We start from the raw sequence: 24,952 nt of genomic DNA on the forward strand, positions 1-24,952 counted from the left end.
CCAGCATCAGTGAAGAGAATTCCGAACGAGAGCGCTGATACCCATGGAATACATGTCTCTGGCGCAGGTCCTTGTGTACCTGTTCATCCTGATCCCGCTGCAATTGCTGGTCTACGTCATCTTTGTGGGGGTGATCCTGAGCTGGCTGATCTCGTTCAATGTCGTCAATCCGCATAATCAGCTTGTCAGCACCATCTGGCGTCTCACCGGCACGATCACCGAGCCTCTCTTGCGCCCGATCCGCAACATCCTGCCGCCGCTCGGCGGGCTGGACCTGTCCCCGCTGGTGCTTCTTCTCGTGATCATGTTCGTTCGGAACTGGCTGATCCTTGGACAAATCTTCCCCCGACTCGGCTGATCAAACGCCTGCGCAAGCCGTGAAGGACGGCCTGCGCCTGTTCGTGAGGGTCCAGCCCAGGGCGTCCCGCGCCGGGTTTGATGGCGCGCGCGCCGGGACCGATGGTCGCATCCGTCTGGCGGCGAGAGTGCGCGCGGCGCCGGACAAGGGCGCGGCCAATACCGAGCTCTGCGCCCTGACCGCCAAGACCCTGGGCGTGCCCAAATCCACGGTCAGCGTGATCGCAGGCGCGACCCAGCGGGAAAAAACCCTGCTGGTGCGGTCCGAGGAGTCAATTCAGCTGCTTGACGCGGTCACGGCCTTGCTCCATGACCCCGGCTCATGACCGACATCATCACGCCCTCCCGCGCGACCGCCAAGCTGATTGACGGCAAGGCCGCCGCCGCCGCTGTTGACGCCGCCGCCGCCGCCGGCGCGCGCCAGCTTGAACCCCGGCTGGGCCGTGCGCCCTGCCTTGCCGTCGTGCTGGTGGGCGAGGACCCCGCGAGCCAGGTCTATGTGCGCAACAAGGTGCGCCGGACCGAGGCTGCGGGCATGCGTTCGGTCGAGCACATCCTGCCTGCCGATATCAGCCAGGCCGAGCTGCTGACTGTGGTGCGCGCACTCAATGAGGATGAGGGCGTGGACGGCATCCTGGTCCAGTTGCCGCTTCCCGAGGGTCTTGATGAGACCGAAGTGGTCCAGACCATCCGCCCGGACAAGGATGTGGACGGGCTGACCGCCCAAAGCGCAGGCGCGCTTGTACTGGGCGCGCCGGGCATGCGGCCCTGCACGCCGTCCGGCAGCGTGTTCCTCGCGAAACAGGCGCTGGGCGATCTGACCGGGAAATCGGTTGTGGTGATCGGGCGCTCGATTCTGGTGGGCAAGCCCGCCGCGCTTCTGTTCCTGGCGGAGAACTGCACGGTGACGCTGGCGCATTCGCGCACGCAGGATCTTCCGGCGGTTTGCCGGGAGGCGGACATCATCGTCGCCGCGGTCGGACGCCCGAACATGGTCAAGGGCGACTGGCTCAAGCCGGGGGCTTGCGTCATTGATGTGGGCATCAACCGCGTCGAGGGCGAAACCGGCAAGAGTCGGCTCGTGGGCGATGTTGATTTTGAGCAAGCAATTGAAACCGCAGGTTTTGTGACTCCGGTCCCGGGCGGTGTCGGTCCGATGACAATCGCCATGTTGCTCGCCAATACGGTTGCAGCCGCCGCCCGGCGTGCTAGCTTGGCGGTGCCGGGGCCTGTCGCGGATGTTTTGCCGGGTTAAAACCTGATTAAGCATACATCCCCTAGTTTAGCGCCCGTCGGGAGAGGACCATGCCGCAACCCCTGTCTGTTCTTCATATCGAAGATGACTTCGCTGACGCGATGCTGCTCCAGCATGCGCTGTGCGACGCCGGGGGATATGACATGGATCTACAGGTTGTGCGCACTCTGCACGATGCGCGCCAGAAACTGTCGCGCCAGTCCTATGACCTGATCATCGCCGACTTGCGTCTGCCTGATTCCACCCAGCCGAATGAAACCGTAGGTTTGCTCGAGAGACAGGCTGGCGGAACTCCGATTCTCGTGCTCTCCGGCGCGGCGGGTGTGAAGACCGACCGTGACGGGGAAAGCGTCAAGTTTCTGGACAAGAATGACTATTTCCAGAAAGGCCTGGACGAGAAGAGCGCTGAATTGCTGTTCTGGGTGAAAAGCGTCGCCAAGGGACATGGTCAGGACGGCGTGATTCTGGATGACCTGACCGGCACGATCGAAATCTGACGCCGCCGCGGGACTGGACGGGCGACCGGCGCAGTCTATCTGCGCTCCCATGGCACAACTGACAACATTTCCTGATGGTTATCGCGCCCTGATCGTGGGCGCCTCTGGCGGTGTGGGCCGCGCGTTGACGCAGCAGCTGGCGGCGGATCCGCGCTGCGGTTCGGTTTACGCGGCCAGCCGGTCCGGGGTGGCGATCGAGGGCGCTCAATCGCTCTCACTGGACTTCAGCGCGCCGCAGACGGTCGAGGACGCCGTGGCGACAGCGTCTCAGGACGGACCCCTTCATCTGGTGATCGTGGCGGCAGGGGTGCTGGTGGACGAGGCCGGTCGCGGGCCGGAAAAATCCTGGCGTCAGATTGATCCCGATTACATGGCTGAAGTCTTCAAGATCAACACGATCGGTCCGGCGCTGGTGGCGCGGCATGCGCTGGACGTTCTGGCGAAGGGGCGCAAGGATGCTCCGGAAAAAGCGGTGTTCGCGGCGCTGTCCGCGCGCGTCGGGTCGATCAGCGATAACCGTCTGGGCGGCTGGCACAGCTATCGCGCCTCCAAGGCGGCGTTGAACCAGATCCTGAAGACCTGCGCCATCGAACTGGCGCGCAAGCGGCCCCATGCCGCCTGCATCGGTCTGCATCCGGGCACTGTGGACACCCGCCTCTCGGAGCCCTTCCAGGGCAATGTGCCCGACGGCAAGCTGTTCACGCCCGACTATAGCGCGGAGCAACTTCTGGCGGTCATTGATCAGGTCCAATCCGATCAGAGCGGCTGTGTTTTTGACTGGGCGGGCGAGATTATCGATCCTTAAGGGCTTGAGCTTTTTGCTCTGAACCGTTTTGCTGCAGGCAAACACATCAGGGAGTATGCTCATGACCGGCCATATCGATCCAGAACGCGAGGCTTTCAAACTCTTCAAGGAGATGCCGCGCGACGAGCCGATCCAGATGCTCAATCTGCTGCGCCTTCGGGACAAGGCCGCCTATCCCGATGGCCGGGACGTCAGTGGGTTCGAGGCCTACAAGACCTATGGCCAGACCTCCGGACCGGTGTTCAAGCGCGTGGGTGGGACCATTGTCTGGCGTGGCGCGCCCAAACTGACCCTGATCGGCCCGTCCGAAGAGAACTGGCACCTGTCCTTCGTGGCGGCCTATCCCAGCGCCGCGGCGTTTCTGGAAATGGTCACCGACCCGGTCTACCAGAACGAGGCGGTGCCGCATCGTCAGGCTGCTGTCCTGGACAGCCGCCTGATCCGGCACACGCCGCTCGATCTCATCTCCGAGTTCAGCTGAGCTACTCGTTCAGAAGCTCAAGCTGCATCGCCATCCGGACGAGGTGAGACAGGCTGCGCGCCTGCATCTTCTCCACCACGCGGGCGCGATGGATTTCAACGGTGCGGGCGCTGATGCCCAGCTTGTGGGCGACGACCTTGTTGGGGTGGCCATAGGCCACCTCGACCAGCACTTCGCGTTCGCGCGGCGTCAGGTGTTCAAGCCGCTCCCTCAGCGCAGCCAGCGCCAGGCTGGCTTCAGCCTGCTCCTGACCGGTCTGCACCGCCAGCTCCACGCTCTCGAACAGGCGTTCTTCCTCATAGGGCTTCTCGATGAAATCGAGGGCTCCGGCCTGCATGGCGCGCACCGCCATGGGCAAATCGCCATGACCGGTGACGATGATCACCGGCAGGGTGGCGTTCCGGTTCGCCAGCTCTTCCTGAACCTGCAGGCCGGACAGGCCCGGCATGCGCACGTCGAGCACCGCACAGCCTGCCCAGTCCGGGGAATAGGCCTCCAGAAAGGCTTCCCCGCTCTCAAACGTCTCCACTTCATGTCCGGCCGACAACAGCAGGGCTTCAAGGGATTCGCGGGCGGCGGCGTCGTCATCGACGACATAGACCTGGGTAGAAATCTCACTCATGGTTTGTCTCCGGGCGTGATGACGGGCAGGCAGAACCGGAACACCGCGCCGCCGCCGGGGCGGTTTTCGGCCGTGATCGCGCCGTCATGGTCTGTGATGATGGAATGGCAGATGGACAGGCCCACGCCCATGCCGTCCGACTTGCTGGTGTTGAAGGGCTGGAAGAGCCGCGCCTGCTGGGCGTCCGAAAGGCCCGGCCCCTGGTCGGCGACCTCGACCCAGATTTGATCGCGACTGCTCCAGCAGGCCACATTGATGGCGCCGCCCCTGTGTTCGCTCATGGCCTCCGCGGCGTTGCGGATCAGATTGAGCAGGACCTGCTGGATGTTCACGCGCTGCAAGAGCGTATGGGGCACATCCGGATCCAGCTCGCACGACAGGGACAGCCCCGCCGCGGCGACCGCGGGTTCAATCAGCGGCAGGGTGTCGTGGATGACGTCATAGGGGCTGGCGAATTCGGTTTCTGACTCGCCCTTGTCGAGGAAGGTTCGCAGGCTGCGGATGATCTCGCCCGCGCGTGCGGCCTGGCTCAGCGCCTTCTCCATCATCTGCACGGTGCGGGAGTCGCCCTCGAACTCGGCTTTGGACAGGCGCCGCGCGGCGCCGAGATAGTTCATCACCGCAGACAGCGGCTGGTTCAGCTCGTGCGCCATGGCCGAGGCCATCTCGCCCATGGCGCTGACGCGGGAGACATGATGCAGCTCGCTTTGCAGGGCGCGGGTGCGCGCCTCCATCTCGCGTCGGACCCTCAGATCGGTCGCCAGCACCAGAAGGCCGGTCCGGTCCGCATAGCGGATACGGCTGGCGGACAGGCGCACGGGAATACGCTCGCCGCTGGCGGTGATGGCGTAGGAGGTTTCGGTTTCCGCCGCGCCCTCGCGCTGGACCTTTTGCCAGAAGGCTGCGATCTCGCCCGGCGCTCCGACAAACAGATCCTCCGCGCGCAAGCGGCGCAATTGCGCCTCGTCATAGCCGAACAGCGCGCAGGTGCGCTTGTTCTCGTCGAGTACGTAACAGGTCTCGGCGTCGATCAGGAAACCGGCGGCGTTTGAGCCGTCAAACATGGCGCGATAGCGCTGCTCGCTGTCGCGCAGATCCTGCTCGGCGCGCTTGCGGTCGGTGATGTCGCGGAACGAGACCACGGCGCCCGCGATCCGGCCGCCATCCCAGATCGGGGTGGAGACATACTCAACCGGAAAGCTGGTGCCGTCCTTGCGCCAGAACACGTCGTCATAGATGCGATGCACCTTGCCGTCTCGGGTGGCTTCATGGATTGGACATTCGTTGCAGGGAAAAGGCGATCCGTCCGCACGGGTGTGATGGACCAGCTCATGCAGGTTGAGGCCGACCATTTCCTCCATCGAATAGCCCGACATGCGCGCAGCGGCCGGGTTCACGAAAGTGGAAATGCCCTCGCAATCGATCCCGTAAATGCCGTCGCCGGACGCCATCAGGATCAGGTCGCGCTGACGTCGGAACAGGTCCGCCGGATCGGCGGTCGGTTCGCTCCCGGTTTCAGACATGATGTCGCCCCCTGATCATGCGCGTCACACCAGGAACTTAAGGTCAGAGGAGAAGGTGGGATAGGCATAGGTCATGGCGGCCAGTTCCGAGGCGGTCAGTTGCGTCTTCATCGCCAGGGTGAACAGGTGGATGACCTCCTCAGCGCCGTGCCCGGCGAGATGCGCGCCAAGAATGCGGTCGGTGCCGGGGTCTATCAAGACCTTTGCAAAGGCCACCTGCTCGGCATAGGTCTTCGCCGAACGCCAGTCGCGCATGTCATTGACCTTCACCACAGGCTCCAGACCCGCCGCCTGCGCCCCGGCTTCGTCCAGGCCCACGCTGGCGATGGCCGGCACGGTGTAGACGGCGGACGGGATGGAGGAATAGTCCGGGCTCTCCTTGGCGTCATTGATCGCGTTCTCGCCCGCAATTCGACCCTCATAGCTCGCCACCGGGCTCAGTTGCGGCGAGGCCGCCAGCGCGTCGCCCGCCACATAGACGGACGGATTGGTCAGGCTGCGCAGATTGACATCCACCTCGATATGCCCGCGATCGGACCGGATGCCGCCCGCTTCCAGATCCAGATCCTCGACCGCCGGACGACGACCGGCGCCATTGACCACCAGATCGGCGCTCAGGGACAGGGTCTCGCCATCGATGACCACCTCGACCGCGCGGCGCGCGCCATCCTCGCGGATGGCCCTGACGCTGACGCCGGTCTGGATCGTCACGCCCAGCGAGCGGGTATGCGCCACCAGCGTGTCCACCATGTCTTCATCCAGACGCGGCAGCACGCGCGACGCGGCTTCGAGGATCGTCACCTTCGCGCCGGCGCGCACCATGATATGGGCGAACTCCAGCGCGATCACGCCGCCGCCCACGAACACGACCTCCTTGGGCAGGGTTTCCAGGGTCAGAAGGTCATCGCTCGTTGCGGTCAGCGCCCAGCCCTCGATCGGCAATTGCGCGGGTTTTGAACCGGTGGCGATGACGATCCTGTCCGCCGTATAGGTTTCGCCCTCCACATCGATTGCGTTCGGACCGGTGAAGACCGCTTTTCCCGAAACCAGAGCCATGCCGCGATTGGTGATCGAGGCGCGGAACATCTCCGGCACGCCTTCCACGAAGGTGCGCTCGCGCTTGATCAGGGAGGGCCAGTCGAGTTTGACCTCGCCCACGGAGATGGCGTGGTCGCTGGCGCGGGCGATGGCGTCCAGATTGGCGGCCGCGGCGACCAGAACCTTCTTGGGCACGCAGCCGCGAATGGCGCAGGTGCCGCCCACATCGCCCGATTCCACCAGGGTGACGGACTTGCCCGCGCGCTGGGCGACGCCCGCGGCGGCCATGCCGGCATTGCCGGTGCCCAGAACGAGAAGATCAGAGTGACGGGTCATGACGAGGGCTCCTGAAGATCGGGTCAGGCCGAGCTGCGCACGCCGGCGCGACGCAGGGCTTTGACTTCTGACAAGAGGTCGAGAAGCCGGGTCTGAAGAATGTCGGTGGGATCGAAATTGCGTTCGGTGAAACAGTGATAGCGCATCACCGAGCGCGCGAGCGCGAAGCCGGCGGCGGTCGAGGCGAGGGTGAGCCCGCTCAGCGGGGCGGCGTAACTCCAGCCCCACAGACCCATCACCACGGCGCTCAGGGCGAGACCCAGAGCGAGGCTGACCAGGGTCAGGGCGGCGAGGGACAATCCCGCCCAGTCGCGGTCGCGCTGGATGACTTCCACATGGCGCCACTCAAACACCACGTCCTTCACGCCTTCGATGACATACTGGTCCTCGTCGCGCGCCAGTCTTTCCGCCGCAATGGAGGCGCGCATGTTCACCCGTCGGAACAGGCGGTCGAGCCCGGTATGGGTTTCGAGCCAGACCGCGCCCTCCGCGAGCGCCAGCCCCAGCGCCCCGGTTCCCGCTGCGCCCAGAATGGCGGCGTGCGCCGACTGACCCAGCGCCAGCAGCGCGATCGTCAGGAGGGCATAGACCAGGGCTGCGCCCGGCAGGGTCAGGGCGTGCATCAGCATCCAGCGCCGATAGGCGCGTTCGAAGCGCAGGTCGGAAGGCGGGTTCGGGCGGGTCATGATCGGCTCCCTGAAGGGAGAGGGCGGAGGCTAGAGCCGCCGCTCCTCCGCCTTGATCGGCATGTCGTTGACGCTGGATTCGCGGCGCGCCATCAGACCGTCGCGATCAAATTCCCATTGCTCATTGCCGTGGGAGCGGAACCATTGGCCGGTCTCGGCCTCCTGCCATTCATAGAAGAAGGCCACGGAGATGCGGTTGCCCGTGAAGGCCCAGAGCTCTTTCTTGAGCTTGTAGTCTGCTTCCCGGGACCATTTATCGCGCAGGAAGGCCTTGATGGCGTCGCGGCCCGTGAAGAACTGGTCGCGATTGCGCCATTGGGAATCTTCCGAATAGGCGAGCGCCACGCGCTCGGGGTCACGGCTGTTCCAGGCGTCTTCGGCGAACTGGACCTTGGCGCGGGCGGTCTCGGCTGTGAACGGGGGTACAAGTTTCGGGGTCATCATTTTTCTTGTGGGTCTTGAAGGGCAAGGAGGGTCCGGCGGCGATGGGGGCAGACCGCCGGACCCTCAGGGGCCCGTCCCGTGTGGAGGGGCAGACAACACGGGGGACGGGTAGGGCTTAGCGGCTGTAGGCCGCGGTCATGGCGGCGACCGTCTCGTCGGTGTCGCCCACATGGTTCGCGATCATGCGGAAATTGGTCAGGGCGGCGGCGTAGCCGTCATAGCCGGGGACCTGGGCGGCGGCGGTGGCGTCGGTGACTACCAGCACTTCAAAGCCCTGCTCGATCAGCTCGCGCATATGGGATTCGGTGCACAGGTTCGCGGACATGCCCGCCAGGATCACGCGGTCCACATTCTGCTTGCGAAGTTGCAGGACCAGATCATTGGTCTCGGGGCCATAGACCTTGTGGGGCGAGGTGACGACGGTGTGGTCGTGCTCGATATGCGGACGGTATTCTTCCAGCCAGTCCGCGCCGGAGCCTTCAAAGCCTTCAAGGTTCAGCGGGCCGGCGCGATCGAACATGCCGATCTGGTGCATCAGCGCTTCCAGAGCGCCCTCGAAACGCCATTCATGGTCATGCTCATAGTAATAGTGCGGCGACACGAAGACCGGCATGCCCACTTCATGGGCGGTCTCGAACAGGCGGCCGATATTCTCGACCGTGCCGTTCTCGGTGACGTTCGGGCCGACAACGCCCCAGGTGACGCCGTCCGGGCTGAGGAAGTCGTTCTGCGGGTCGGTGACGACGAGGGCGGTGACGCCGCGCTCAATCTGCATGCCCGGATCGGGCAGTTGCGCCAGGGCCTGACCGGAGAACAGCGCCACGCCGGCGATGGCGCCCAGAAGCATGGAACGGGAGACAGTCTTGAATGCACGCATGGTCGTATCCTTTGTCCTGTGAGCCAGGAGCGCCGGGGGGAGGCGGTGTCGGCTCTGGGAGTACAGATACGCAGGGCGGCCTGCGCGCATAATTCGTTTTAGTGCCTAAGGGGAACCCCGTACCCGGATCGACAAAGACAACCTGATCTTTACCAGACTCTGCTAGAGTGAACGGGTTCATGGGGAGAGAGGCTTGAGCGGTCTTTTTGAAATCCTGATCGCCCTGACGAGTCTGTCAGCAGGGCTGGTGCTGTATCTGAACCTGCGTGATGCGCCTCGCTTGCGGAAGGGCAGTCGCTTCGTGGTGAGCGGTCTGCTGGTGATCGGCCTGTCCGCCCTGATCGATTCCAGCAATGGCTTTGTGCCCTATCGGCCCGGACAGCTGGAACCGGCCTATGACGCCATCGAGGCGATTTCCTATATCGGGGATGCGATCGGCCTGTTCCTGATCAGCGTCGGGTTCTTCCGCTGGTTGCCGCTCCTGCGCCGGGTCGATGGCGAGGTGCGGGCGCGCGAACGCGCCGAGACCAGTCTGAGGCAGACGCTCGAACGCTCCCGCCAGCTCAATCAGCTCAAGCGTGAACTGGCTCTGGACCATCTCAACAATGGCTGGGACTACGATCACATGACCCGGCAGGTCGTGGAGCGTCTTGTTCTGGCGCTTGACGCGGAAGAGGCCGGTTTGTGGCTGTTCAATGCGGATCAGACCGAACTGCGCGCGCAATGCGGCTGGAGCCGGACGCGCGGAGCGACCCGGGATTCGGGTCGCCTGACCGTGGAAAACGCGCCGGCCGCCTTTGATTTCGTTGTCCGCGGCGCCTTCTTGGAAGCTGCGGACGTAACAGAATGCGATCCTGCCGCGCAGGAGCTCGCCCTTGCGATTCATGGCGCAAAAGAGGGGGCGATGCTGGCGGCGCCCGTGCTGAAGGAACAAAGCATCAGCGGCGTTCTGAGCGTTCACATCGCCGACAGGCGTCATGTCTGGACGCCCGAAGAGCTGTCTCTGATCCATGCCCTGACCAATTACATCGTGGTCGCCGAGCTGGTGCTCAACGCGCGGACGCTGACCCAGGGCGCCCGCGACGCCCAGAACGCCGCCGAACGGGCGAGCGAGGCGAAGACCGAGTTCGTGGCGAATGTGAGCCATGAATTGCGCACGCCGCTCAATGGCATGCTGGGGCTGGTGCGGGCCCTGTCCGAGGCGGAGCTGGAACCGGCCCAGCGCGAGCAGGTGGAGCTGCTCAAGGGGGCGGGCGACCAGCTCTTGCGCGTGCTCAATGATCTGCTGGATCTGTCCCGTCTGGACGCGGGACGATTCCAGCTGCGTCCCGAAACCACCAATCCGGCGCGTCTTCTGAACGAAGTCTGTCTGCTGTTCCGGGCGAATGCTCAGGAAAAGGGACTCACGCTTGACGAAACGCTATCGGGCCTTCCCGAAAGCGTCGAACTGGACGCGACGCGTCTGCGCCAGTGTGTGTTCAATCTCCTCTCGAACGCCATCAAGTTCACCGAAACCGGCGGCGTCAGCATTGCGGCGGAGGCCGAGCGTCTGAATTCAACGGCCTGCACGCTTCGCATCACGGTCAGCGATAGCGGACCCGGCATGGAGCCGGACCAGCTCGACAGGCTGTTTCATCGGTATGAACAGGGCGGGGAGCGACAGGGTCAGGGCGGCTCGGGTCTTGGACTCGTGATCACGCGCGAACTCGCCCGTCGCATGGGTGGAGATGTGAGCGTTGAAAGCGAGAAGGGAAAGGGCTCGCGATTTGTCTTGACTGTCGTGGCGCGCCTGACCCCTGCCCAGCCGCAACCCGCTGTCCGGCGTGATGCGGACGCGCCGTCCGAAGCCCGTCTCGCGGATGCGCGCATCCTTCTGGTCGATGACAACGCCATCAACAGGATGGTGGCGCGGTACATGCTGGAGCCGGAAGGGGCCCGGGTGACCGAAGCGGAATCCGGCGCCCAGGCGCTGACCCTGTTTGAAGAGCAGACCTTTGATCTGGTGCTTCTGGACGCCAGCATGCCGGTGATGTCGGGAGAGGAAACCCTCAAGCGCCTGCGCGCCTTGAATGAGGCCGGCGCCTCGGCGCCTGTCATAGCGGTGACCGCCCATGCCGGCGCGGGAGAGCGGGCGCGATTCCTGGCGATGGGCATGGACGATTACATCGCCAAGCCCATTGACGAATCCGACCTTCTGGACACTTGCGAGCGAACGCTCCGCAAGCATCAGCGCCTGGACGCCTCCGCCCCGTAATTCTCGCCTCCGCAGCGTCAGCGAGGATCACCTGAGCGGAGGCGAGGGAGACCAGGCTGCCGGACCACAGGTCCGCAAGGCCAAAGGCCGCCCGCAGCGTCAGCGAGGATCGACCGAGCGGAGGCGAGGGAGAACAGTCTCCCGGACCACAGGTCCGCAAGCGCAAGTGCGCGCCCGCAGCTTTAGCGAGGATCGCCTGAGCGGAGGCGACAGACCAGGCTGCCGGACCACAGGTCCGCAAGGCCAAGGGCCGCCCGCAGCTTCTGCGAGGATCGACCGAGCGGAGGCGAGGGAGAATAGGAAAAGAGAAGAAATGGTGCCGCTTGCGTGACTCGAACACGCGACCTACGCATTACGAATGCGTTGCTCTACCAGCTGAGCTAAAGCGGCGCTCGGAGCAGGCGAAAGCCTGCCTCGGAGGGCGCGGAAACTAGCCTTGAACGGCGATGGGGGCAAGCCGGTTTTGCCAGCTTGTCTGCGTCAGGGCCGCACTTTTCCGAAGCTCTTGATTTTCTCCACGATCGGCGCGGCCAGCGCGTCAAAGAAACTGCTCAGATGGTCCGCCGGGCGCGCCGCCGCCGCATCATTGCGGATCAGGATGTCGGCGTATTCCTTGTTGGGCGAGGTCCATTCATGGTGCATGGGCCGCACGGTCCGCAGATACTGGTGCACCACCGAATGCGAGGTCCGGCCCCGCTCGTTCACATCGCGCAGCAGGCGTCGGGCCAGGCGGATATCATCCGGCGCGGAGACATAGACCTTCAGATCCAGGCAATCGCGCACCTGTTCATCGCAGAACAGATGGATGCCTTCCACGATGATCACATCGGCCGGCGCAATGTTGCGCGTATCGCTGCGGCGGCGGTGGATGGTGAAATCGTAGATCGGCCCCTTGATGGTCTTGCCGGCCTTCAGCGCGGCGAGGTGCTTGGCCAGAAGACCATGATCGCGCGCCTGGGGATGGTCGAAATTGAAGTCGGACGGATCAAAGTCGGGCTTCGAGCCATGGTCCGCATAGTAATCGTCTTCGGACAGGACAAGCGCGCTCAGGGGCGCGGCGGCGCGCGCCGCCGACCGGGCGATCTCGGTCTTGCCGGAGGCGGAGCCGCCGGTGACGCCGATGATGAGACGGGGGCGAGCTGGATCAGATGCGGTCATGGGGCGCGAACAGGGCTAGGTGTCGGGATCGGAAGCGCCCGGATCATCCGGCGCCGGCCCGGGTACATAAAAGTTCGGGCCCTGTTTGTCGCCTGCTTCACTGCGCTTGGCGGAACGCTCTGCAGTGGGGCGCGCATCGATCAGCACGGTTTCGGGCGCGGCGGCGGCGGCGACTTCGTAACGCTCATGGCGCGGATGGATCAGCACGCCATCCCGGCCCCAGCTCTCCACCATGCGCTTCCAGTCCGCGTCAGTGTAGTTGAAGGCCTGGCCGCCCTCATCAATATCGGACCAGTCCGCTTCTGCGGGCGCGTGAGAGGCGCGCGCCATCCAGCGCTGGGCGTCTTCGGGGTTCTCTTCAAGACGCGCGAGACGCGCTGCCAGCGCGCAGGCGCGGGCGGAGACCGGGCTGGTTTCAAGAACCGGTTTCAGGGCGGCGTGCGCGGCCTCGCGATTGCCCTGGTCGAGCGCGGTTTCCACCAGCAGGAGCCGGCTTTCGCGATGATCGGGGTTGAGCGCTGCCAGACCGCGCAGGCGCTCGGCGCGCTTGGCCTTGGTGTCCGAGCGGCGCAGATTGGCGAAAGCGCGCGCCAGCGCCGGGTGCGGCGCGTGCTTCCAGGCGTCTTCGAGAATGTCCACCGCCCGGCGATGGCGGCGCTGTTCGGCCAGCAAGCGCCCGGCCAGCTCAGCCGCGGGCGCAAAGCCGGGTGAAGACGTCGCCGCACGATCGGCGAGCCTCGCAGCGGTTTCCGGATCGGCGCTTTCCAGTCGACGGGCTTCCGCGGTCAGGAGCACGCTGCGCATGCGAGCCGCGACCAGACGGTCCACATGCCCACGGCGTTCGCCCTCGGTCAGGGTGGCTTCCGCCTTCGCCCACAGGGCGGCGTTCACTTGCGCCTCAAAGAGCGCGTCAAACGCCCAGCGCGCGCGTCCGGCCTGTTCAAAGGCGTCGGCGGCATGGGTCAGCAAGCCCTGGGAATCCGAGCGCGATTGGGCGATGCCGACGAGGCCGCGCTGGGCGACCAGCCGGGTCTTGGCGTCCGCCAGCATGGCTTCGTAATGGATCTGCGCGCTTTCGAGATCGCCGGCGGCTTCTGCGGCGCGCGCCGCCAGAAGGCGGGACAGGGCGGGTCGATCCAGAAGGGCTTCGGCGCGCGCGGCCTGCCGGACGGCAAGATCGCCTTGCCCGGCGGCGGAGGCGATCAGCGCACGTTCGAGCGCGTCAAAGCCCTGATCGCGGCGGCGGCGCAGGGAAAAGCGTTTCCAGGCGTCCGGCGCCGTCCAGAGCTTGGCGATCACCCACCAGGCGACCACCAGCACGAAGGCCGCGAGGATCAGCGCCCCCATGGCCAGCGCGAAGGGGGCCTGCGTGGTCTGTCCCAGGAACTCGACGGTCACAAGGCCGGGATTGAGGGTCAGGAAGACCGCCAGCATGGCGGTGAGGACGCAGGCGATGACGGTGAGGATGAGGCGGATCATAGTCTAGCGCTCCTCGTTGACGTCGGCCTGACGGGCCAGCGTGTCGCGCATGTCTTCCAGCGTGGCGTCGAGCGCCTCGCGCTTGCGCGCCTCGATCAGCCAGGGTTCAAGCGTCGTGTCCGCCTCCGCATCCAGACCTTCCGCCAGGGCGATCGCCTCGTTCAGCGCGCCCTGTTCGATGAGGCCGAGTATCTGATCGGCGACCCCCTGATCATCTCCGGTGCGGCGCACTTCGATCACCCCCCACAGGCGCTGGGTCTGGCCCAACGCTTCACGTACGCTTTGCGCGGGGAAGCTGTCAGCGAGATCATCAAGCGTCGGCGCGCCGGTGCGGGCGGGGGCGGTCAGAGCATCCAGCTGTCGGCGATTGGGCCAGACCTGGCTCAGCATGGCGTATTCCATGGCGAAAGGCTGGGAGTGAGCGGCGGCTTGCGCCAGATCTGAGAAGGCGAGCGCCTGCCGGGCGAGGCTTGCGGACGCGGTCGGCGACGCCGCGCTGACGCCTGAGGCGTCAAGGCTGGAGACCGTGGCCTCGAGCGCATTCATGCGCGCGGCCAGCGTTTCAAGATTACCGGCGCCTGACTGCAGGGCGCGCACATCGGACTGCAGACCAGATACATCGCGACGCAGCGAGGCCAGGGCGTCGGACGGCAGGCTGGCGCCGGTCTCGTCCGAGGTCGTCGCGGACTGATTGCGCATCTGCTGCAACGCCGATTGCGCGGTCTCGGCGGTCGCCAGCGCGGTCTCGGCGTCGCTGGCCACGGTCTCGAGGCGCTGTTCAAGGGTGGCGAGCCGGGGGGTGAGGGCGGAGATGTCTGCAGAGCCGCCCGATGTCTCGAGCGCCTGAAGGTCGGCGCGCAGATCGGCGACATCCCGGATCAGCTGCTCGAAGGCGTCCGTCCGCAGCGGGGCGCCCGCGCTTTCTTCCTCGACGACCGCAAGGCGGGCCTGGAGCGTATCGAGCTGATCGGTCGTGGCGCTCTGGTTTTCCAGCGCCTCGATTCGGCTGACAAGCGCGCTGTCAGGCTGCGCCTCGCCCATGGGGGCATAGCGTCCGATCAGCCAGCCTGCGCCACCGCCCACGCCCGCCGCCAGCACCGTCAGGCCGATGAAGGCGAGCACCGGGGCGCCGCCTTTGCCATCCTTTTTGGGCTTGGGCTCCTTAGATCTGGATTTGGAGCCCGCGCCGCTGCTGTCCGGCGCGGGTTCGAACTCGGCGTCCACGGGTTCGGCGGCGTCAGGGCGGGGGGTGTCGGCGCTCATACTGTCCTCGGGGCGCAGGGCCAATGCATCAGGTTCGAGTCTAGGCTGCGTTGCAGCGCAGCGCCACCTCAAGCACGGGCTGAGGGGCGGTTTTCCAGTGCGTCAAACAGCGCGTCTTCATCGGGGCGTCTGGCGATCTTCAGCCTGGCAACGCCCAGAGACTTCAAAGGTTCGGCGGCCGCGGTCGAGATCGCGACGATCCGCGCCGCGAGCAGGGCTTCAACCTGACCGGCGGCGTTTGCGAGGTCGTTGAACCGTTCCGCGCCCTTGGCGGAATGGATCAGAACCGTCGCGCCGGCTGCGAGGCTCGCCCAGACCGCTTCGGGCAAGGCGGAAACCGGCTCGGCGGCGTAGAGGATTTCGGAGCGGGCGCGAATGCCTCTGGCGTTCAGCTCCGCGCTCAGATCGCCGGTCTGGTCGACGCCGCGCACATGCAGCACCTCGCCCTCGGGCGCGCGTTCCCGGATCATCGCCAGAAGATCACGGGCGTCGCCGCTGGCGCTGTTGACCTTCTCAAAGCCCGCCTCTCTCAAGCGCGAGGCCGTCACATCGCCCACGGCGATGACGGGCAGGCGGCGTTCAGGCGTGGCGGTCGCCAGACAGCTTGCGCCGAAGGGGCTGGTGACGGCGATCAGGCTGACGCCCTTGAGATCGAGCGTCACCTCATGCGCCTTCAGGACGGCGGTCGCAGCGTTGATGGCGTCAAAGCCCCGCTCTTCCAGCGCCGCACAACTGCGCGTCGCGCCGGGTTCGGCGCGGGTCACGAGCACGCGAGAGCGGTCGGAGGCGGACATGAATCACCCGGTTTCAGCCACGATGCGCGCCAGCGTATCACCGCCCGCCCGTTTCACTTCAAGCCCGAGTTCATAGCCCAGAAGGCGTGCGGCGTCGGGATCGAGTTCGGGCAATTGCGCGCGGGTTTCATTGGCCCAGCGTTTTGAGCCGTCCGGCATCAGGGCCTCGCCGCGCAGATGGATCTCCGCGCCCTCAAGCGTGGCGTGCGCCGCAATGGGCGTGCGGCAGGAGCCGTCCAGCGCCTGCAGGAAGCCCCGCTCGGCGGCGATGGCGATGCGGGTCGGCAGGTGATTGAGCGGTTCGAGCGCCTTGCGCGCCTCGACGTCATCAGAGCGGATCTCGATCCCCACCGCGCCTTGCGCCGGGGCGGGGATGACGGCGGTCAGCTCCAGCGGCGGCAGTTCGGCCTGTTCACGACCCAGACGGCGCAGTCCGGCGCGCGCCAGGAAGGTCGCGTCCACCTCGCCGGAATTGAGCTTCTCAAGGCGCGTATCCACATTGCCGCGCAGGAGCACGATGTTGAGATCGGGCCGCAACGCCAAAGCCTGGGACTGGCGGCGGATGGAGGCGGTGCCCAGCGTCGCGCCCTGGGGCAGATCCTCGATCCGGCTGATGCCGTCGCGGGTCAAAAGCGTGTCGCGCGGGTCCTCGCGTTCGAGCACGCAGGCGATCTCAAGACCATCGGGCAGGGTAGTCGGCACGTCCTTCATGGAGTGCACGGCGAAGCGGGCGTCGCCATCGAGCAGTGCGCGTTCAAGCTCCTTGGTGAACAGGCCCTTGCCGCCCGCCAGCAAGAGCGCGCGGTCGGTGATGCGGTCGCCCGTGGTGGTCATGCCGAGGATCGGGAAGCTCTCCTCAGGGTCCTTCTCGCCATGGGCTTTCGCCAGGCGCGCCTGCACGTCGAGGCTCTGCGCCATGGCCAGGGGCGAAGTGCGGGTCGCAATCGGCATATTGAACAGGTTCACGACAGACGCACTCCTTCACGCGCTTCCAAGGTCCCGCCAGCAGAGGCTGATGATTGCGCCGAAACGCCAGCGAGGGTACTGCAAGGTCATGGCGTTATCCCATGATCAAGTCCACCCGCAACCGGACGCGGCGCCGCAGGGCGTTCTGACCGTGCTCGGTCTGGAATCAAGCTGCGATGATACCGCCGCCGCTGTGCTGCGTCGCCATGGCGACGGGCGCGTGGAGATTCTGGCCGAAGCCGTGATGGGGCAGAACAGCGCCCATGCCCCCTTTGGCGGCGTGGTGCCCGAGATCGCCGCCCGCGCCCATGCCGAGCGCATGGATGCGCTGGCCGAAGGCGTTCTCAAGGACGCCGGACTGAAACCGTCTGATCTCGATGCAGTCGCCGCGACCGCAGGGCCGGGCCTGATCGGCGGGGTGATGGCGGCGCTGATGACGGCCAAGGGAATCGCCATGGGCGCGGACATTCCGCTGGTGGCGGTGAACCATCTTGAAGGGCACGCCCTGTCTCCGCGCCTGACCCATGAACTCGCCTTCCCCTATCTGCTGCTGCTGGTCTCGGGCGGGCATACCCAGCTCGTGATCGTGGAGGGCGTGGGTCAGATGACGCGCCTTGGCTCGACCATTGATGATGCGGCGGGCGAGGCCTTCGACAAGACCGCCAAGGTGATGGGACTGGGCTTTCCGGGCGGGCCGGCGGTCGAGCGCTTTGCGCAGGACGCTAAGGACCCCAAACGCTTCGCGCTGCCCTTGATGCTGGCGCGGGACAAGTCGTGCAATTTCTCGTTCGCGGGGCTGAAAACCGCGGCGCGCCGCCATTGGGACAGCCTTGAGGCCCCCTCTGATCAGGATCGCGCCGATCTCGCCGCCGCCATGCAAAGCGCGATTGCGCGCCATCTCGCGCAACGCGCGGGGCGGGCGATGGAGATTTTCAAGGGGCGCTTTGCCGATCTTGAAGGGCCTTTGCCGCTCGTCGCGGCGGGCGGGGTCGCTGCGAATACGGCTGTGCGCGAGGCGCTTCAGACCGAAGCGCGTGCGCATGGGTTCGAGATGATTGCGCCGCCCCTGAAATACTGCACGGATAACGCCGCGATGATTGCGCTCGCGGGCGTGGAACGTCTGGCGCTGGGGCAGACCGATGGCCTCGACGCCGCGGCCCGGCCGCGCTGGCCGCTGGATCAGGACGCCGCCGCCCAGGACCCCGCCAGCGGGTCAGGGCGCAAGGGGCCGAAGGCTTAGGCCCGGCACAAGGGGGAGAGTATGGTCGAGTATCAAAAGATTGGCGTCATCGGCGCCGGCGCCTGGGGGACGGCTTTGGCCCAGTCCGCCGCGCAGGCCGGCCGCAAGGTGACCCTCTGGGCCTATGAGGCCGAGGTGGTCGAGGCGATCAACACCGCCCATGAAAACACGGTTTTCCTGCCCGGCGCCCCGCTGAACCCGGCCATCACCGCCAGCTCTGACCCGGCGGAACTGTCTGGGTGTGACGCCTTCCTGATGGTGGCGCCCGCCCAGCATGCGCGCTCGATCCTCAAACAGTTTGCGCCCCTTATCGCAGACGGCGCGCCTGTCCTGTTGTGCGCCAAGGGGTTTGAGCGCGAGAGCCTCGCTCTGATGACGGATGTGCTGCGCGAGACCGTGCCCCACGCCGTCCCCGCTGTCCTGTCCGGTCCCAGCTTCGCGATTGATGTGGCCAAGGGCCTGCCCACGGCCGTGACGCTGGCGTGTGAGGATCGGGAAATGGGCGAGGCCTTGATGGAGGCCGTCGGGTCCAAGACCTTCCGCCCCTATTGGTCGGGCGATCTTGTGGGCGCGGAGGTGGGCGGTTCGGTCAAGAACGTGCTTGCCATCGCCGCCGGGATCGTGGAGGGGCGTGAACTGGGCAAGTCGGCTCATGCGGCGCTGATCTCGCGCGGCTTCGCCGAGATGACCCGGCTGGGCCTCGCGCTGGGCGCCAAGCGTGAAACCCTGACGGGCCTGTGCGGGCTGGGTGATCTGGTGCTGACCTGTTCCTCGCCCCAATCGCGCAACATGTCCTGCGGGCTGGCGCTGGGGCAGGGCCAGACCCTTGAAAGCGTTCTTGGCGCGCGCAAGGCGGTGACCGAAGGCGTCGCCACCGCGCCGGCTGTCGTGGCGCTGGCCAAGAAACACAATGTCGAAATGCCGATCTGCGCCGCCGTGGACGCGGTGCTGGCGGGCCGGATGAGCGTGGATGACGCCATCACGGCTCTGCTGACCCGTCCGTTCGGCCCTGAAACCTACTAAGACCAGGATATCCCATGCTGTTTGCCGTCACTTGCACCGACCGTCAGGGCGCTTTGGATGTACGCCTGAAACACCGTTCCGAGCATCTGCTGTGGGCGTCTGATGAAAGCTCGCCGGTGAAGATGGCGGGGCCGCTTCTGGGCGCGGAAGGTGATCCGGTGGGTTCGCTTCTGATCATCCAAGCGGAGAACGAGGAAGGTCTGCGCGATATCCTCGCGACGGACCCCTACGCCAAGGCGGACCTGTTCTCGGACGTGTTCTGGATTCCGTTCAAGTGGACGGTGAAGGCGCCGGAGGGGCTGTAGATGTCGGACGAGACCGAAACCGTCATGCCCGAACCGGGCACGGTGCTCAAAACCCTCGCCGACATTCCCGATCCGGGCGGCCTCCCCGCCGATTTCGAGCCCACCCCCATTGTGGTGCTGCGCTCTGGCGAAACGGTGACGGCGTATCTCAATGTCTGCCCGCATGCGGGCCGCCCCTTCTCGCTGCCATCGGGCAAGACGCTGGTCAGCGAAGGCAAATTTCTCGTCTGCCCGTTTCACGGGGCGAGCTTTGACGTTCAGTCCGGCGCCTGTGTGGGCGGTCCGGCGGGAAGCGCGGTGCTGAAAGCCGTGCCGGTCAAGGTCGAGAACGGTCAGGTGGTGGCGGCCTGAGGCCGCCCCCCAACCTTTATTCTGATGCGCGTTCGAGCTTCGGCTCTAGAGTCCGCCAGGCCGCGATCAGCGGTTCGATGGCGTCGCGTTCGGTCTGAAGCACGCACAAGCCGCCGTCACGTCTGCGGTCAGCGCCGGTGAGATCGCGGTTCGGGGCGTCTCGCTCCATGTTCCAGCGCTGGAAATCCCCCACCGCAAGGTCGAACGGCAGGCGGTCATCCAGCGGCACATCGGGCGTGAAGATCACATGCTGTTCGGCGACGCCATTCTGGTTCCAGCCCACAAACACGCGGCCATCCCCGCCGCGGGCCGCAAAGGCTGTGCCGGGCTCGAGCAGGGCGGCGAACTCGCCTTCCACGGCGCCGCACAACTCACGCGCCTTGCGGTCGGTGGGGCGCAGATCGTCCCCGGTCTCTTCGAACGAGGCCTCCCCGGCAACGTCCGCGCCTTGTTGCGCAACGCCATCCGGGCCGCCGGCATAGGGCGACAGATCCGGCTCCTGGGGTTCGCCGCAGGCGGCGATCATCAGGGCAAGGGCGGACACACTGAGAAAACGCATGGGATTCATGAGATGTCTCCGGATATGAAAAAGGCCGGGCCGAAATCTAGCCCAGCCCTTGCCGCTGCGGGAGGGGAATTGCGCCCTGTCGCTGAAGCTTCAAGCTCTAGCGGCTGAAGAAGGTCTTCACGTCGCTGATCAGCGCCTTGCGGGCGGCGGCGACGATGGTCGCGCCCTTTTCCGGGGTGGCCTGGGCAGGGTCCGAGCCGATCCGGCCGTCCGGAAAGCTCTTGCGATAATTGTCTGCGTCGGTGAATCGGCCGTTCGGCGCGATCTTCGGGCTCATCTCGACCGTTTTGACATGCTCGGGATAGGCGTAATAGGTCACAGAGACCTCTGACGCCGTCGCATGACTGCCTTCACCGACGGGGAAGAGCGAGCGGCACACATCCATCACGCCGGGCAATTCCCACCAGTTCATCTGCTTGAGCTCGTAGGGGCAGGGCTCGCCGTCATAGGACCAGTTGGCATAGCTCTCTGCGAAGGCGGCGGCGATTGTGGCGATATTGCCGCCATGCCCGTTGAGGAAATAGATTTTCTCAAAGCCGTGACGGGCCAGGGAGTCGATCCAGTCATTGATCGCCGCGATCATGGTGGTCGGGCGCAGGGTCATCGAGCCCGGAAAGCCCAGATGGTGCTGGGCGACGCCCACATTGAAGGTCGGCCCCACCAGAATGCCCGCTTCCGCGCCCGCTTCGCGGGCGATCACTTCCGGGCAGATTGCGTCCGTGCCCACCAGGCCATTGGGACCATGCTGCTCGGTCGAGCCGATGGGAATGATGATGCCCTTGCTGGTCTTGAGATAGGCTTCCACCTCGGGCCAGGACGCGGTGTGCAGCAGCATGAAAGTCACTCCAGCCATCAATGTTGAGGCGTGACTGGATACCAGACCGTCGCGCTTCACAAGAGGGCGTAACACGTTCGTCTGCCTTGCGGTGGCCCGTCCGGCGCCGCACATCTACATAAAAGACTGACCCCGAGGGAGGAGAGCGATCATGTCCGAGACCGTCATTCCGGTTCCGCAAAGCTTCGCAGACGCCAGGATCAACGCCGAGCGCTACAAGGAAATGTATGAGCGCTCCATCACGGATCCCGACGGGTTCTGGGCCGATGAGGCCAAGCGGCTCGACTGGTTCACCGCGCCCACGAAGATCTCCGATGTCTCCTTCGCCAAGGATGACCTGCACATTCGCTGGTTCGAGGACGGCGTCCTCAATGTCAGCTATAACTGCATTGACCGGCACCTGCCCAAGCGCGCCAACAAGGTGGCGCTGATCTGGGAGGGCGATAACCCGGCCTTCCACCACTCGATCACCTATGCCCAGCTTCACAACCATGTCTGCCGCTTCGCCAACGAGCTGAAGAAGATCGGCGTGAAGAAGGGCGACCGCGTCACGCTCTACATGCCGATGATCCCCGAAGCGGCCTACGCCATGCTGGCCTGCACGCGCATCGGCGCGGTGCACTCGGTGGTGTTCGGCGGCTTCAGCCCCGAGGCGCTGGCGGGCCGCATCAATGACTGCCAGTCCGAGTTCGTGGTCACCGCCGATCAGGGCGTGCGCGGCAACAAGGGCGTGCCGCTGAAAGCCAATGTGGACAAGGCGATCGAGCATGCTCCGGGCGTCAAGGCGGTGCTGTGCATCCGCCATACGGGCGCGGACGTGCCCTGGGTGGAAGGCCGTGATTTCTGGCACCATGATCTGGCGCTCGAGGTGGACGCCAAGTGCGAGCCCGAACCCATGAAGGCGGAGGATCCGCTCTTCATCCTCTACACCTCGGGCTCCACCGGCAAACCCAAGGGCGTGCTGCACACCACGGGCGGTTATCTCGTCTGGGCGTCCATGACCCATGAATACACCTTCGATCATCGCGAGGATGACGTGTTCTGGTGCACCGCCGATGTCGGCTGGGTGACCGGACACACCTATATCGTCTATGGCCCGCTGGCGAATGGCGCGACTTCCTTGATGTATGAGGGCGTGCCCACCTGGCCGGGGCCGGACCGCTGCTGGCGGATCGTCGCCAAGCACAAGGTCACCACCATCTACACCGCCCCCACCGCCATCCGCGCCCTGATGCGCGAGGGCGACGAGCCGGTCAGCAAGCATGACCGTTCCTCCCTGCGCCTGCTGGGTTCGGTGGGCGAGCCGATCAATCCTGAAGCCTGGCGCTGGTATCATGAAGTGGTGGGCGACAAGCGCTGCCCGATCGTGGACACCTGGTGGCAGACCGAGACCGGCGGGCATCTCATCACGCCTCTGCCGGGCGCCCATGACCTGAAACCGGGCTCGGCGAGCTTCCCCATGTTCGGCGTGCAGCCCGCCTTGATGGATGCGGAAGGCAATCGCCTGCCCGATGACGGCCCGCAGGAGGGCAATCTGGTGCTGCTGGGCAGCTGGCCGGGCCAGATGCGCACCGTCTATGGCGACCATCAGCGCTTTGTGGAGACCTATTTCTCCACCTACGACAACATGTACTTCACCGGCGACGGCGCGCGCCGCGATGCTGACGGCTACTGGTGGATCACGGGCCGGGTCGATGACGTTCTGAACGTCTCCGGCCACCGCCTCGGCACTGCCGAAATCGAGAGCGCTCTGGTCGCCCATGAACTGGTCGCCGAAGCCGCCGTCGTGGGCTATCCCCATGACCTCAAGGGGCAGGGCATCTATTGCTATGTGACTTTGGTGGCGGGCCTGACCCCGACCGAAGACACCGAGAAGACCCTCAAGGCCCATGTGCGCTCCGAGATCGGGCCGGTGGCGACGCCTGACGTCATCCAGTTCGCGCCGGGCCTTCCGAAGACCCGTTCGGGCAAGATCATGCGCCGCATCCTCAGGAAGATCGCCGAGTGCGAGTACGACAAGCTGGGCGATACCTCGACGCTGGCTGAGCCGGGCGTGGTCGAGGATCTGATCGAGGGCCACAAGGTCGCGACCGGCCAGGGCTGATCCCAGCCCGCTCGGAACCATGAACGGCGGCAGGGATTTCCCCGCCGCCGTTTTTTATCTGGCGTCCAAGCCGTCTCGCCAGGCGCAGAACGGCAGGTCGGTCCTAGCCCTTGTTGATGACTGTGGACTCGAAATTTGCGACCAGCTGCTCGAATTTGCGCTTGCCGAATTTGCGATCAACCCAGAACGAGCCCACGAACCCCAGGGCCAGGAAGATGAAGGCCAGGGCCATATAAATCATCTCCAGCGTTTCATTGCGATCCCAGCCTTTGCCGGCTTCATGCGACAGCCAGAAGAAGACCAGAGGGCTCAGGAAGAAGAGCGCGGCCAGCGCCCGCATGACCCGGAAGCGCTGCATGTATTTCGAGGTGAATTGCCAGAACTCCGCGAAGGAATAGGGCAGAGGCTTGTTATTCTCGCGCATGTAGCGCGATTCAAAAGCGTCAAATTCCAGGCGAATTTTCTTTTCAAACGCGCCGCGTCCAGCAAGGACCAGCACAATGAAAAGAATGAGGAAAAGTGTAATCGGCCCGATAATGATCATATCGCCCCCCGTTTTGTTGTCGATCTCGAAGCAATTTCCTCCGACGACCGATGTTTTGTCCCCCGCTTACAAGTGCCAGGCCCGGCCAAGCGTGTGAGGCATAATAATATTCCAATTCGGGACCGGATCCGCCTTTTGTGGGGTCAGATCCGTCTGAAGCCGGACCTCAGCTGACAAAGCCCTCTGCCCTGACCAGCCCGTCCAGCCAGTCCATGAAGACATTGAGCCGGGGCGAGGCGCGGCGGCGTCTGGGATAGACAAAAGAGAGCGGCATGGGCGGCGGCGGACAATCGGGCAGGATTTCCACCAGTTGTGTGGGGCCGTCCGTATTGTGCCTGTCCAGATGGATGCGCGGGATTTGCACGATGCCGAGCCCGGCCTGCGCGGCGCTCGTATAGGCCTCTGTATTGTCGACCGCAATAACGCTCGCAAGCGTGCAGGTGACGAGCCCGCTTGGGCCAAGCCCTTCCCAGAGGCGGGCCTCGGCGCTGCCTGACGGTCCATAGGCCACGATCAGATGCTGATCGAGATCCTCCGGGCTTGTCGGGGCGCCGCGCTGGTCGAGATAGGCGCGAGAGGCGCAGCTCACCATCGGAATGTCGCCGATCTTGCGGCAGATCAGGTCTGAATCGGTCAGTTCCGCCGCCCGCACCACCAGATCCATGCCTTCCAGAACGGGGTCGATCAGGCGATCGCTGGCGCTCAGCTCAATCTCGAGCGCAGGGTGGGCGGTCTGAAGCCCGGGCAAGTTGGGGATGACCAGCCGGGAGGCGAGCTGGCTGGTCATATTCACCCGCAACCGGCCGCTGACCGGCCCGCCGCCGCCCTGGAACAGGGTTTCCGCCGCTTCGGCGTTCTCCACTACATCGCGGGCAAGCTGCAGGAATTGTTCGCCTTGCGGCGTGGCGCTGACCTGCCGGGTCGTGCGGTGGAGCAATTGCTCGCCCAGTCGGTCCTCCAGGGTGCGCAAGGTGGTCGAGACCGTGGAGCGCGGCAGACCTAGAGCCTCGGCGGCGCGGGTGAAATTCCCGCTCTCGAGGATCTGGATGAAGATCTGGTACTGACGGATCGTGTCCATAATTGTTCGCCATTTTCGACAAGTGACGACAAAATTGCCCGCCTGTTTCTGAAAAGTCGACCGATTTAC

The 24,952-nt window shown here is 65.2% G+C and carries 27 protein-coding genes and 1 tRNA gene; 12 read left to right on the plus strand and 16 right to left on the minus strand.

What is annotated here, in order from left to right; all coding sequences use genetic code 11:
- Positions 1-43: 43 nt before the first annotated feature.
- From B2Z70_RS00480 to B2Z70_RS00505, 6 genes are all read left to right on the plus strand, one after another.
- Positions 44-358: a YggT family protein gene (locus tag B2Z70_RS00480; protein ID WP_009802518.1), complete on the plus strand. Its 315-nt coding sequence runs from the start codon at positions 44-46 to the stop codon at positions 356-358.
- A gap of 19 nt (positions 359-377) precedes the next feature.
- A complete protein-coding gene (locus B2Z70_RS00485; protein WP_009802519.1) occupies positions 378-683 on the plus strand; it encodes a DUF167 family protein in 306 nt (101 codons plus the stop codon).
- Positions 680-1,612, plus strand: coding sequence for a bifunctional methylenetetrahydrofolate dehydrogenase/methenyltetrahydrofolate cyclohydrolase FolD (folD, locus tag B2Z70_RS00490; protein ID WP_292979900.1), 933 nt, complete (start codon positions 680-682; stop codon positions 1,610-1,612). The genes B2Z70_RS00485 and folD overlap by 4 nt, the downstream gene beginning before the upstream one ends.
- A 50-nt stretch (positions 1,613-1,662) precedes the next feature.
- Entirely contained in the window at positions 1,663-2,109 is a 447-nt protein-coding gene (locus B2Z70_RS00495; protein ID WP_009802521.1) for a response regulator, read from the plus strand.
- A gap of 49 nt (positions 2,110-2,158) precedes the next feature.
- Positions 2,159-2,914 (plus strand): SDR family NAD(P)-dependent oxidoreductase, encoded by a 756-nt coding sequence (locus tag B2Z70_RS00500; RefSeq protein ID WP_292979902.1) that lies wholly within the window; start codon positions 2,159-2,161, stop codon positions 2,912-2,914.
- Positions 2,915-2,975: 61 nt separating this feature from the next.
- Positions 2,976-3,395, plus strand: coding sequence for a DUF1330 domain-containing protein (locus B2Z70_RS00505; RefSeq protein WP_009802523.1), 420 nt, complete (start codon positions 2,976-2,978; stop codon positions 3,393-3,395).
- Position 3,396: 1 nt separating this feature from the next.
- Here the strand turns inward: B2Z70_RS00505 and B2Z70_RS00510 are convergent, their stop codons facing one another.
- The 6 genes from B2Z70_RS00510 to B2Z70_RS00535 form a co-directional block, all read right to left on the minus strand.
- Positions 3,397-4,017 carry a response regulator transcription factor gene (locus tag B2Z70_RS00510; protein ID WP_009802524.1) on the minus strand — a complete coding sequence of 207 codons (621 nt, stop codon included), beginning with the start codon at positions 4,015-4,017 and terminating at the stop codon, positions 3,397-3,399.
- Positions 4,014-5,540 (minus strand): PAS domain-containing sensor histidine kinase, encoded by a 1,527-nt coding sequence (locus B2Z70_RS00515; RefSeq protein ID WP_292979905.1) that lies wholly within the window; start codon positions 5,538-5,540, stop codon positions 4,014-4,016. The genes B2Z70_RS00510 and B2Z70_RS00515 overlap by 4 nt, the downstream gene beginning before the upstream one ends.
- A gap of 24 nt (positions 5,541-5,564) precedes the next feature.
- The gene (locus tag B2Z70_RS00520; RefSeq protein WP_292979907.1) at positions 5,565-6,914 is read right to left on the minus strand and encodes a dihydrolipoyl dehydrogenase family protein; all 1,350 of its coding nucleotides are present in this window, start codon (positions 6,912-6,914) and stop codon (positions 5,565-5,567) included.
- Between the two features lie 23 nt (positions 6,915-6,937).
- Positions 6,938-7,600, minus strand: a complete 663-nt coding sequence (locus B2Z70_RS00525) for a hypothetical protein (RefSeq protein ID WP_009802527.1) — start codon at positions 7,598-7,600, stop codon at positions 6,938-6,940.
- A gap of 30 nt (positions 7,601-7,630) precedes the next feature.
- Positions 7,631-8,041, minus strand: coding sequence for a nuclear transport factor 2 family protein (locus B2Z70_RS00530; RefSeq protein ID WP_009802528.1), 411 nt, complete (start codon positions 8,039-8,041; stop codon positions 7,631-7,633).
- 118 nt (positions 8,042-8,159) lie between these two features.
- Positions 8,160-8,921, minus strand: coding sequence for a cysteine hydrolase family protein (locus B2Z70_RS00535; protein WP_292979910.1), 762 nt, complete (start codon positions 8,919-8,921; stop codon positions 8,160-8,162).
- 193 nt (positions 8,922-9,114) lie between these two features.
- On the opposite strand from B2Z70_RS00535, the gene B2Z70_RS00540 reads away from it, so the two are divergent.
- The gene (locus tag B2Z70_RS00540) at positions 9,115-11,175 is read left to right on the plus strand and encodes a hybrid sensor histidine kinase/response regulator (RefSeq protein WP_292979912.1); all 2,061 of its coding nucleotides are present in this window, start codon (positions 9,115-9,117) and stop codon (positions 11,173-11,175) included.
- 314 nt (positions 11,176-11,489) lie between these two features.
- On the opposite strand, the gene B2Z70_RS00545 is transcribed toward B2Z70_RS00540, so the two are convergent.
- From B2Z70_RS00545 to hemC, 6 genes are all read right to left on the minus strand, one after another.
- A tRNA-Thr gene (locus B2Z70_RS00545) sits at positions 11,490-11,565 on the minus strand.
- A gap of 90 nt (positions 11,566-11,655) precedes the next feature.
- Positions 11,656-12,333, minus strand: a complete 678-nt coding sequence (udk, locus tag B2Z70_RS00550; RefSeq protein ID WP_009802531.1) for a uridine kinase — start codon at positions 12,331-12,333, stop codon at positions 11,656-11,658.
- A 15-nt stretch (positions 12,334-12,348) separates the two neighbouring features.
- Positions 12,349-13,812 (minus strand): heme biosynthesis protein HemY, encoded by a 1,464-nt coding sequence (locus B2Z70_RS00555; protein ID WP_292979914.1) that lies wholly within the window; start codon positions 13,810-13,812, stop codon positions 12,349-12,351.
- A 3-nt stretch (positions 13,813-13,815) separates the two neighbouring features.
- Entirely contained in the window at positions 13,816-15,075 is a 1,260-nt protein-coding gene (locus tag B2Z70_RS00560) for a hypothetical protein (protein ID WP_292979916.1), read from the minus strand.
- A 68-nt stretch (positions 15,076-15,143) separates the two neighbouring features.
- Positions 15,144-15,869 carry a uroporphyrinogen-III synthase gene (locus B2Z70_RS00565; RefSeq protein WP_292979918.1) on the minus strand — a complete coding sequence of 242 codons (726 nt, stop codon included), beginning with the start codon at positions 15,867-15,869 and terminating at the stop codon, positions 15,144-15,146.
- Positions 15,870-15,872: 3 nt separating this feature from the next.
- Positions 15,873-16,835: a hydroxymethylbilane synthase gene (gene hemC / locus B2Z70_RS00570; RefSeq protein ID WP_292979920.1), complete on the minus strand. Its 963-nt coding sequence runs from the start codon at positions 16,833-16,835 to the stop codon at positions 15,873-15,875.
- 145 nt (positions 16,836-16,980) lie between these two features.
- On the opposite strand from hemC, the gene tsaD reads away from it, so the two are divergent.
- Genes tsaD through B2Z70_RS00590 form a run of 4 tightly spaced genes read left to right on the plus strand, consistent with a single transcriptional unit; the run spans position 16,981 to position 19,754 of the window.
- A complete protein-coding gene (gene tsaD, locus B2Z70_RS00575; protein WP_348764650.1) occupies positions 16,981-18,075 on the plus strand; it encodes a tRNA (adenosine(37)-N6)-threonylcarbamoyltransferase complex transferase subunit TsaD in 1,095 nt (364 codons plus the stop codon).
- A 21-nt stretch (positions 18,076-18,096) separates the two neighbouring features.
- Positions 18,097-19,098 carry an NAD(P)H-dependent glycerol-3-phosphate dehydrogenase gene (locus B2Z70_RS00580; protein ID WP_292979924.1) on the plus strand — a complete coding sequence of 334 codons (1,002 nt, stop codon included), beginning with the start codon at positions 18,097-18,099 and terminating at the stop codon, positions 19,096-19,098.
- Between the two features lie 14 nt (positions 19,099-19,112).
- On the plus strand, positions 19,113-19,403 hold the full coding sequence (locus tag B2Z70_RS00585; RefSeq protein WP_292979926.1) for a YciI family protein: 291 nt from the start codon (positions 19,113-19,115) through the stop codon (positions 19,401-19,403).
- On the plus strand, positions 19,404-19,754 hold the full coding sequence (locus tag B2Z70_RS00590; RefSeq protein WP_292979928.1) for a Rieske (2Fe-2S) protein: 351 nt from the start codon (positions 19,404-19,406) through the stop codon (positions 19,752-19,754).
- A gap of 16 nt (positions 19,755-19,770) precedes the next feature.
- On the opposite strand, the gene B2Z70_RS00595 is transcribed toward B2Z70_RS00590, so the two are convergent.
- Entirely contained in the window at positions 19,771-20,322 is a 552-nt protein-coding gene (locus tag B2Z70_RS00595) for a hypothetical protein (RefSeq protein ID WP_292979930.1), read from the minus strand.
- 97 nt (positions 20,323-20,419) lie between these two features.
- The gene (locus tag B2Z70_RS00600) at positions 20,420-21,157 is read right to left on the minus strand and encodes a creatininase family protein (protein WP_292979932.1); all 738 of its coding nucleotides are present in this window, start codon (positions 21,155-21,157) and stop codon (positions 20,420-20,422) included.
- Positions 21,158-21,308: 151 nt separating this feature from the next.
- Between B2Z70_RS00600 and acs the strand changes: the two genes are divergently transcribed.
- Entirely contained in the window at positions 21,309-23,261 is a 1,953-nt protein-coding gene (acs, locus tag B2Z70_RS00605) for an acetate--CoA ligase (protein ID WP_292979933.1), read from the plus strand.
- 103 nt (positions 23,262-23,364) lie between these two features.
- Here acs and B2Z70_RS00610 read toward each other — a convergent pair whose 3' ends face one another.
- Complete coding sequence (locus B2Z70_RS00610) at positions 23,365-23,685, minus strand: hypothetical protein (protein WP_292979935.1); 321 nt, start codon at positions 23,683-23,685, stop codon at positions 23,365-23,367.
- 286 nt (positions 23,686-23,971) lie between these two features.
- Positions 23,972-24,883, minus strand: coding sequence for a LysR family transcriptional regulator (locus B2Z70_RS00615; RefSeq protein ID WP_292979937.1), 912 nt, complete (start codon positions 24,881-24,883; stop codon positions 23,972-23,974).
- Between the last annotated feature and the right edge of the window lie 69 nt (positions 24,884-24,952).

Source organism: Oceanicaulis sp. UBA6590 (assembly GCF_002433705.1).
In the GTDB taxonomy this organism is placed as follows: domain Bacteria; phylum Pseudomonadota; class Alphaproteobacteria; order Caulobacterales; family Maricaulaceae; genus Oceanicaulis.

Coding starts and splice junctions, on each gene's coding strand:
- B2Z70_RS00560 (WP_292979916.1), bottom strand. CDS start 15,075: ATGAGCGCCGACACCCCCCGCCCTGACGCCGCCGAACCCGTGGACGCC.
- B2Z70_RS00565 (WP_292979918.1), bottom strand. CDS start 15,869: ATGTCCGCCTCCGACCGCTCTCGCGTGCTCGTGACCCGCGCCGAACCC.
- acs (WP_292979933.1), top strand. CDS start 21,309: ATGTCCGAGACCGTCATTCCGGTTCCGCAAAGCTTCGCAGACGCCAGG.
- B2Z70_RS00600 (WP_292979932.1), bottom strand. CDS start 21,157: ATGCTGCTGCACACCGCGTCCTGGCCCGAGGTGGAAGCCTATCTCAAG.
- B2Z70_RS00590 (WP_292979928.1), top strand. CDS start 19,404: ATGTCGGACGAGACCGAAACCGTCATGCCCGAACCGGGCACGGTGCTC.
- B2Z70_RS00480 (WP_009802518.1), top strand. CDS start 44: ATGGAATACATGTCTCTGGCGCAGGTCCTTGTGTACCTGTTCATCCTG.
- B2Z70_RS00610 (WP_292979935.1), bottom strand. CDS start 23,685: ATGCGCGAGAATAACAAGCCTCTGCCCTATTCCTTCGCGGAGTTCTGG.
- B2Z70_RS00520 (WP_292979907.1), bottom strand. CDS start 6,914: ATGACCCGTCACTCTGATCTTCTCGTTCTGGGCACCGGCAATGCCGGC.
- B2Z70_RS00495 (WP_009802521.1), top strand. CDS start 1,663: ATGCCGCAACCCCTGTCTGTTCTTCATATCGAAGATGACTTCGCTGAC.
- B2Z70_RS00510 (WP_009802524.1), bottom strand. CDS start 4,017: ATGAGTGAGATTTCTACCCAGGTCTATGTCGTCGATGACGACGCCGCC.
- B2Z70_RS00580 (WP_292979924.1), top strand. CDS start 18,097: ATGGTCGAGTATCAAAAGATTGGCGTCATCGGCGCCGGCGCCTGGGGG.
- B2Z70_RS00530 (WP_009802528.1), bottom strand. CDS start 8,041: ATGACCCCGAAACTTGTACCCCCGTTCACAGCCGAGACCGCCCGCGCC.
- folD (WP_292979900.1), top strand. CDS start 680: ATGACCGACATCATCACGCCCTCCCGCGCGACCGCCAAGCTGATTGAC.
- B2Z70_RS00595 (WP_292979930.1), bottom strand. CDS start 20,322: ATGAATCCCATGCGTTTTCTCAGTGTGTCCGCCCTTGCCCTGATGATC.
- B2Z70_RS00555 (WP_292979914.1), bottom strand. CDS start 13,812: ATGATCCGCCTCATCCTCACCGTCATCGCCTGCGTCCTCACCGCCATG.
- B2Z70_RS00615 (WP_292979937.1), bottom strand. CDS start 24,883: ATGGACACGATCCGTCAGTACCAGATCTTCATCCAGATCCTCGAGAGC.
- B2Z70_RS00585 (WP_292979926.1), top strand. CDS start 19,113: ATGCTGTTTGCCGTCACTTGCACCGACCGTCAGGGCGCTTTGGATGTA.
- B2Z70_RS00525 (WP_009802527.1), bottom strand. CDS start 7,600: ATGACCCGCCCGAACCCGCCTTCCGACCTGCGCTTCGAACGCGCCTAT.
- B2Z70_RS00505 (WP_009802523.1), top strand. CDS start 2,976: ATGACCGGCCATATCGATCCAGAACGCGAGGCTTTCAAACTCTTCAAG.
- B2Z70_RS00535 (WP_292979910.1), bottom strand. CDS start 8,921: ATGCGTGCATTCAAGACTGTCTCCCGTTCCATGCTTCTGGGCGCCATC.
- B2Z70_RS00515 (WP_292979905.1), bottom strand. CDS start 5,540: ATGTCTGAAACCGGGAGCGAACCGACCGCCGATCCGGCGGACCTGTTC.
- B2Z70_RS00500 (WP_292979902.1), top strand. CDS start 2,159: ATGGCACAACTGACAACATTTCCTGATGGTTATCGCGCCCTGATCGTG.
- udk (WP_009802531.1), bottom strand. CDS start 12,333: ATGACCGCATCTGATCCAGCTCGCCCCCGTCTCATCATCGGCGTCACC.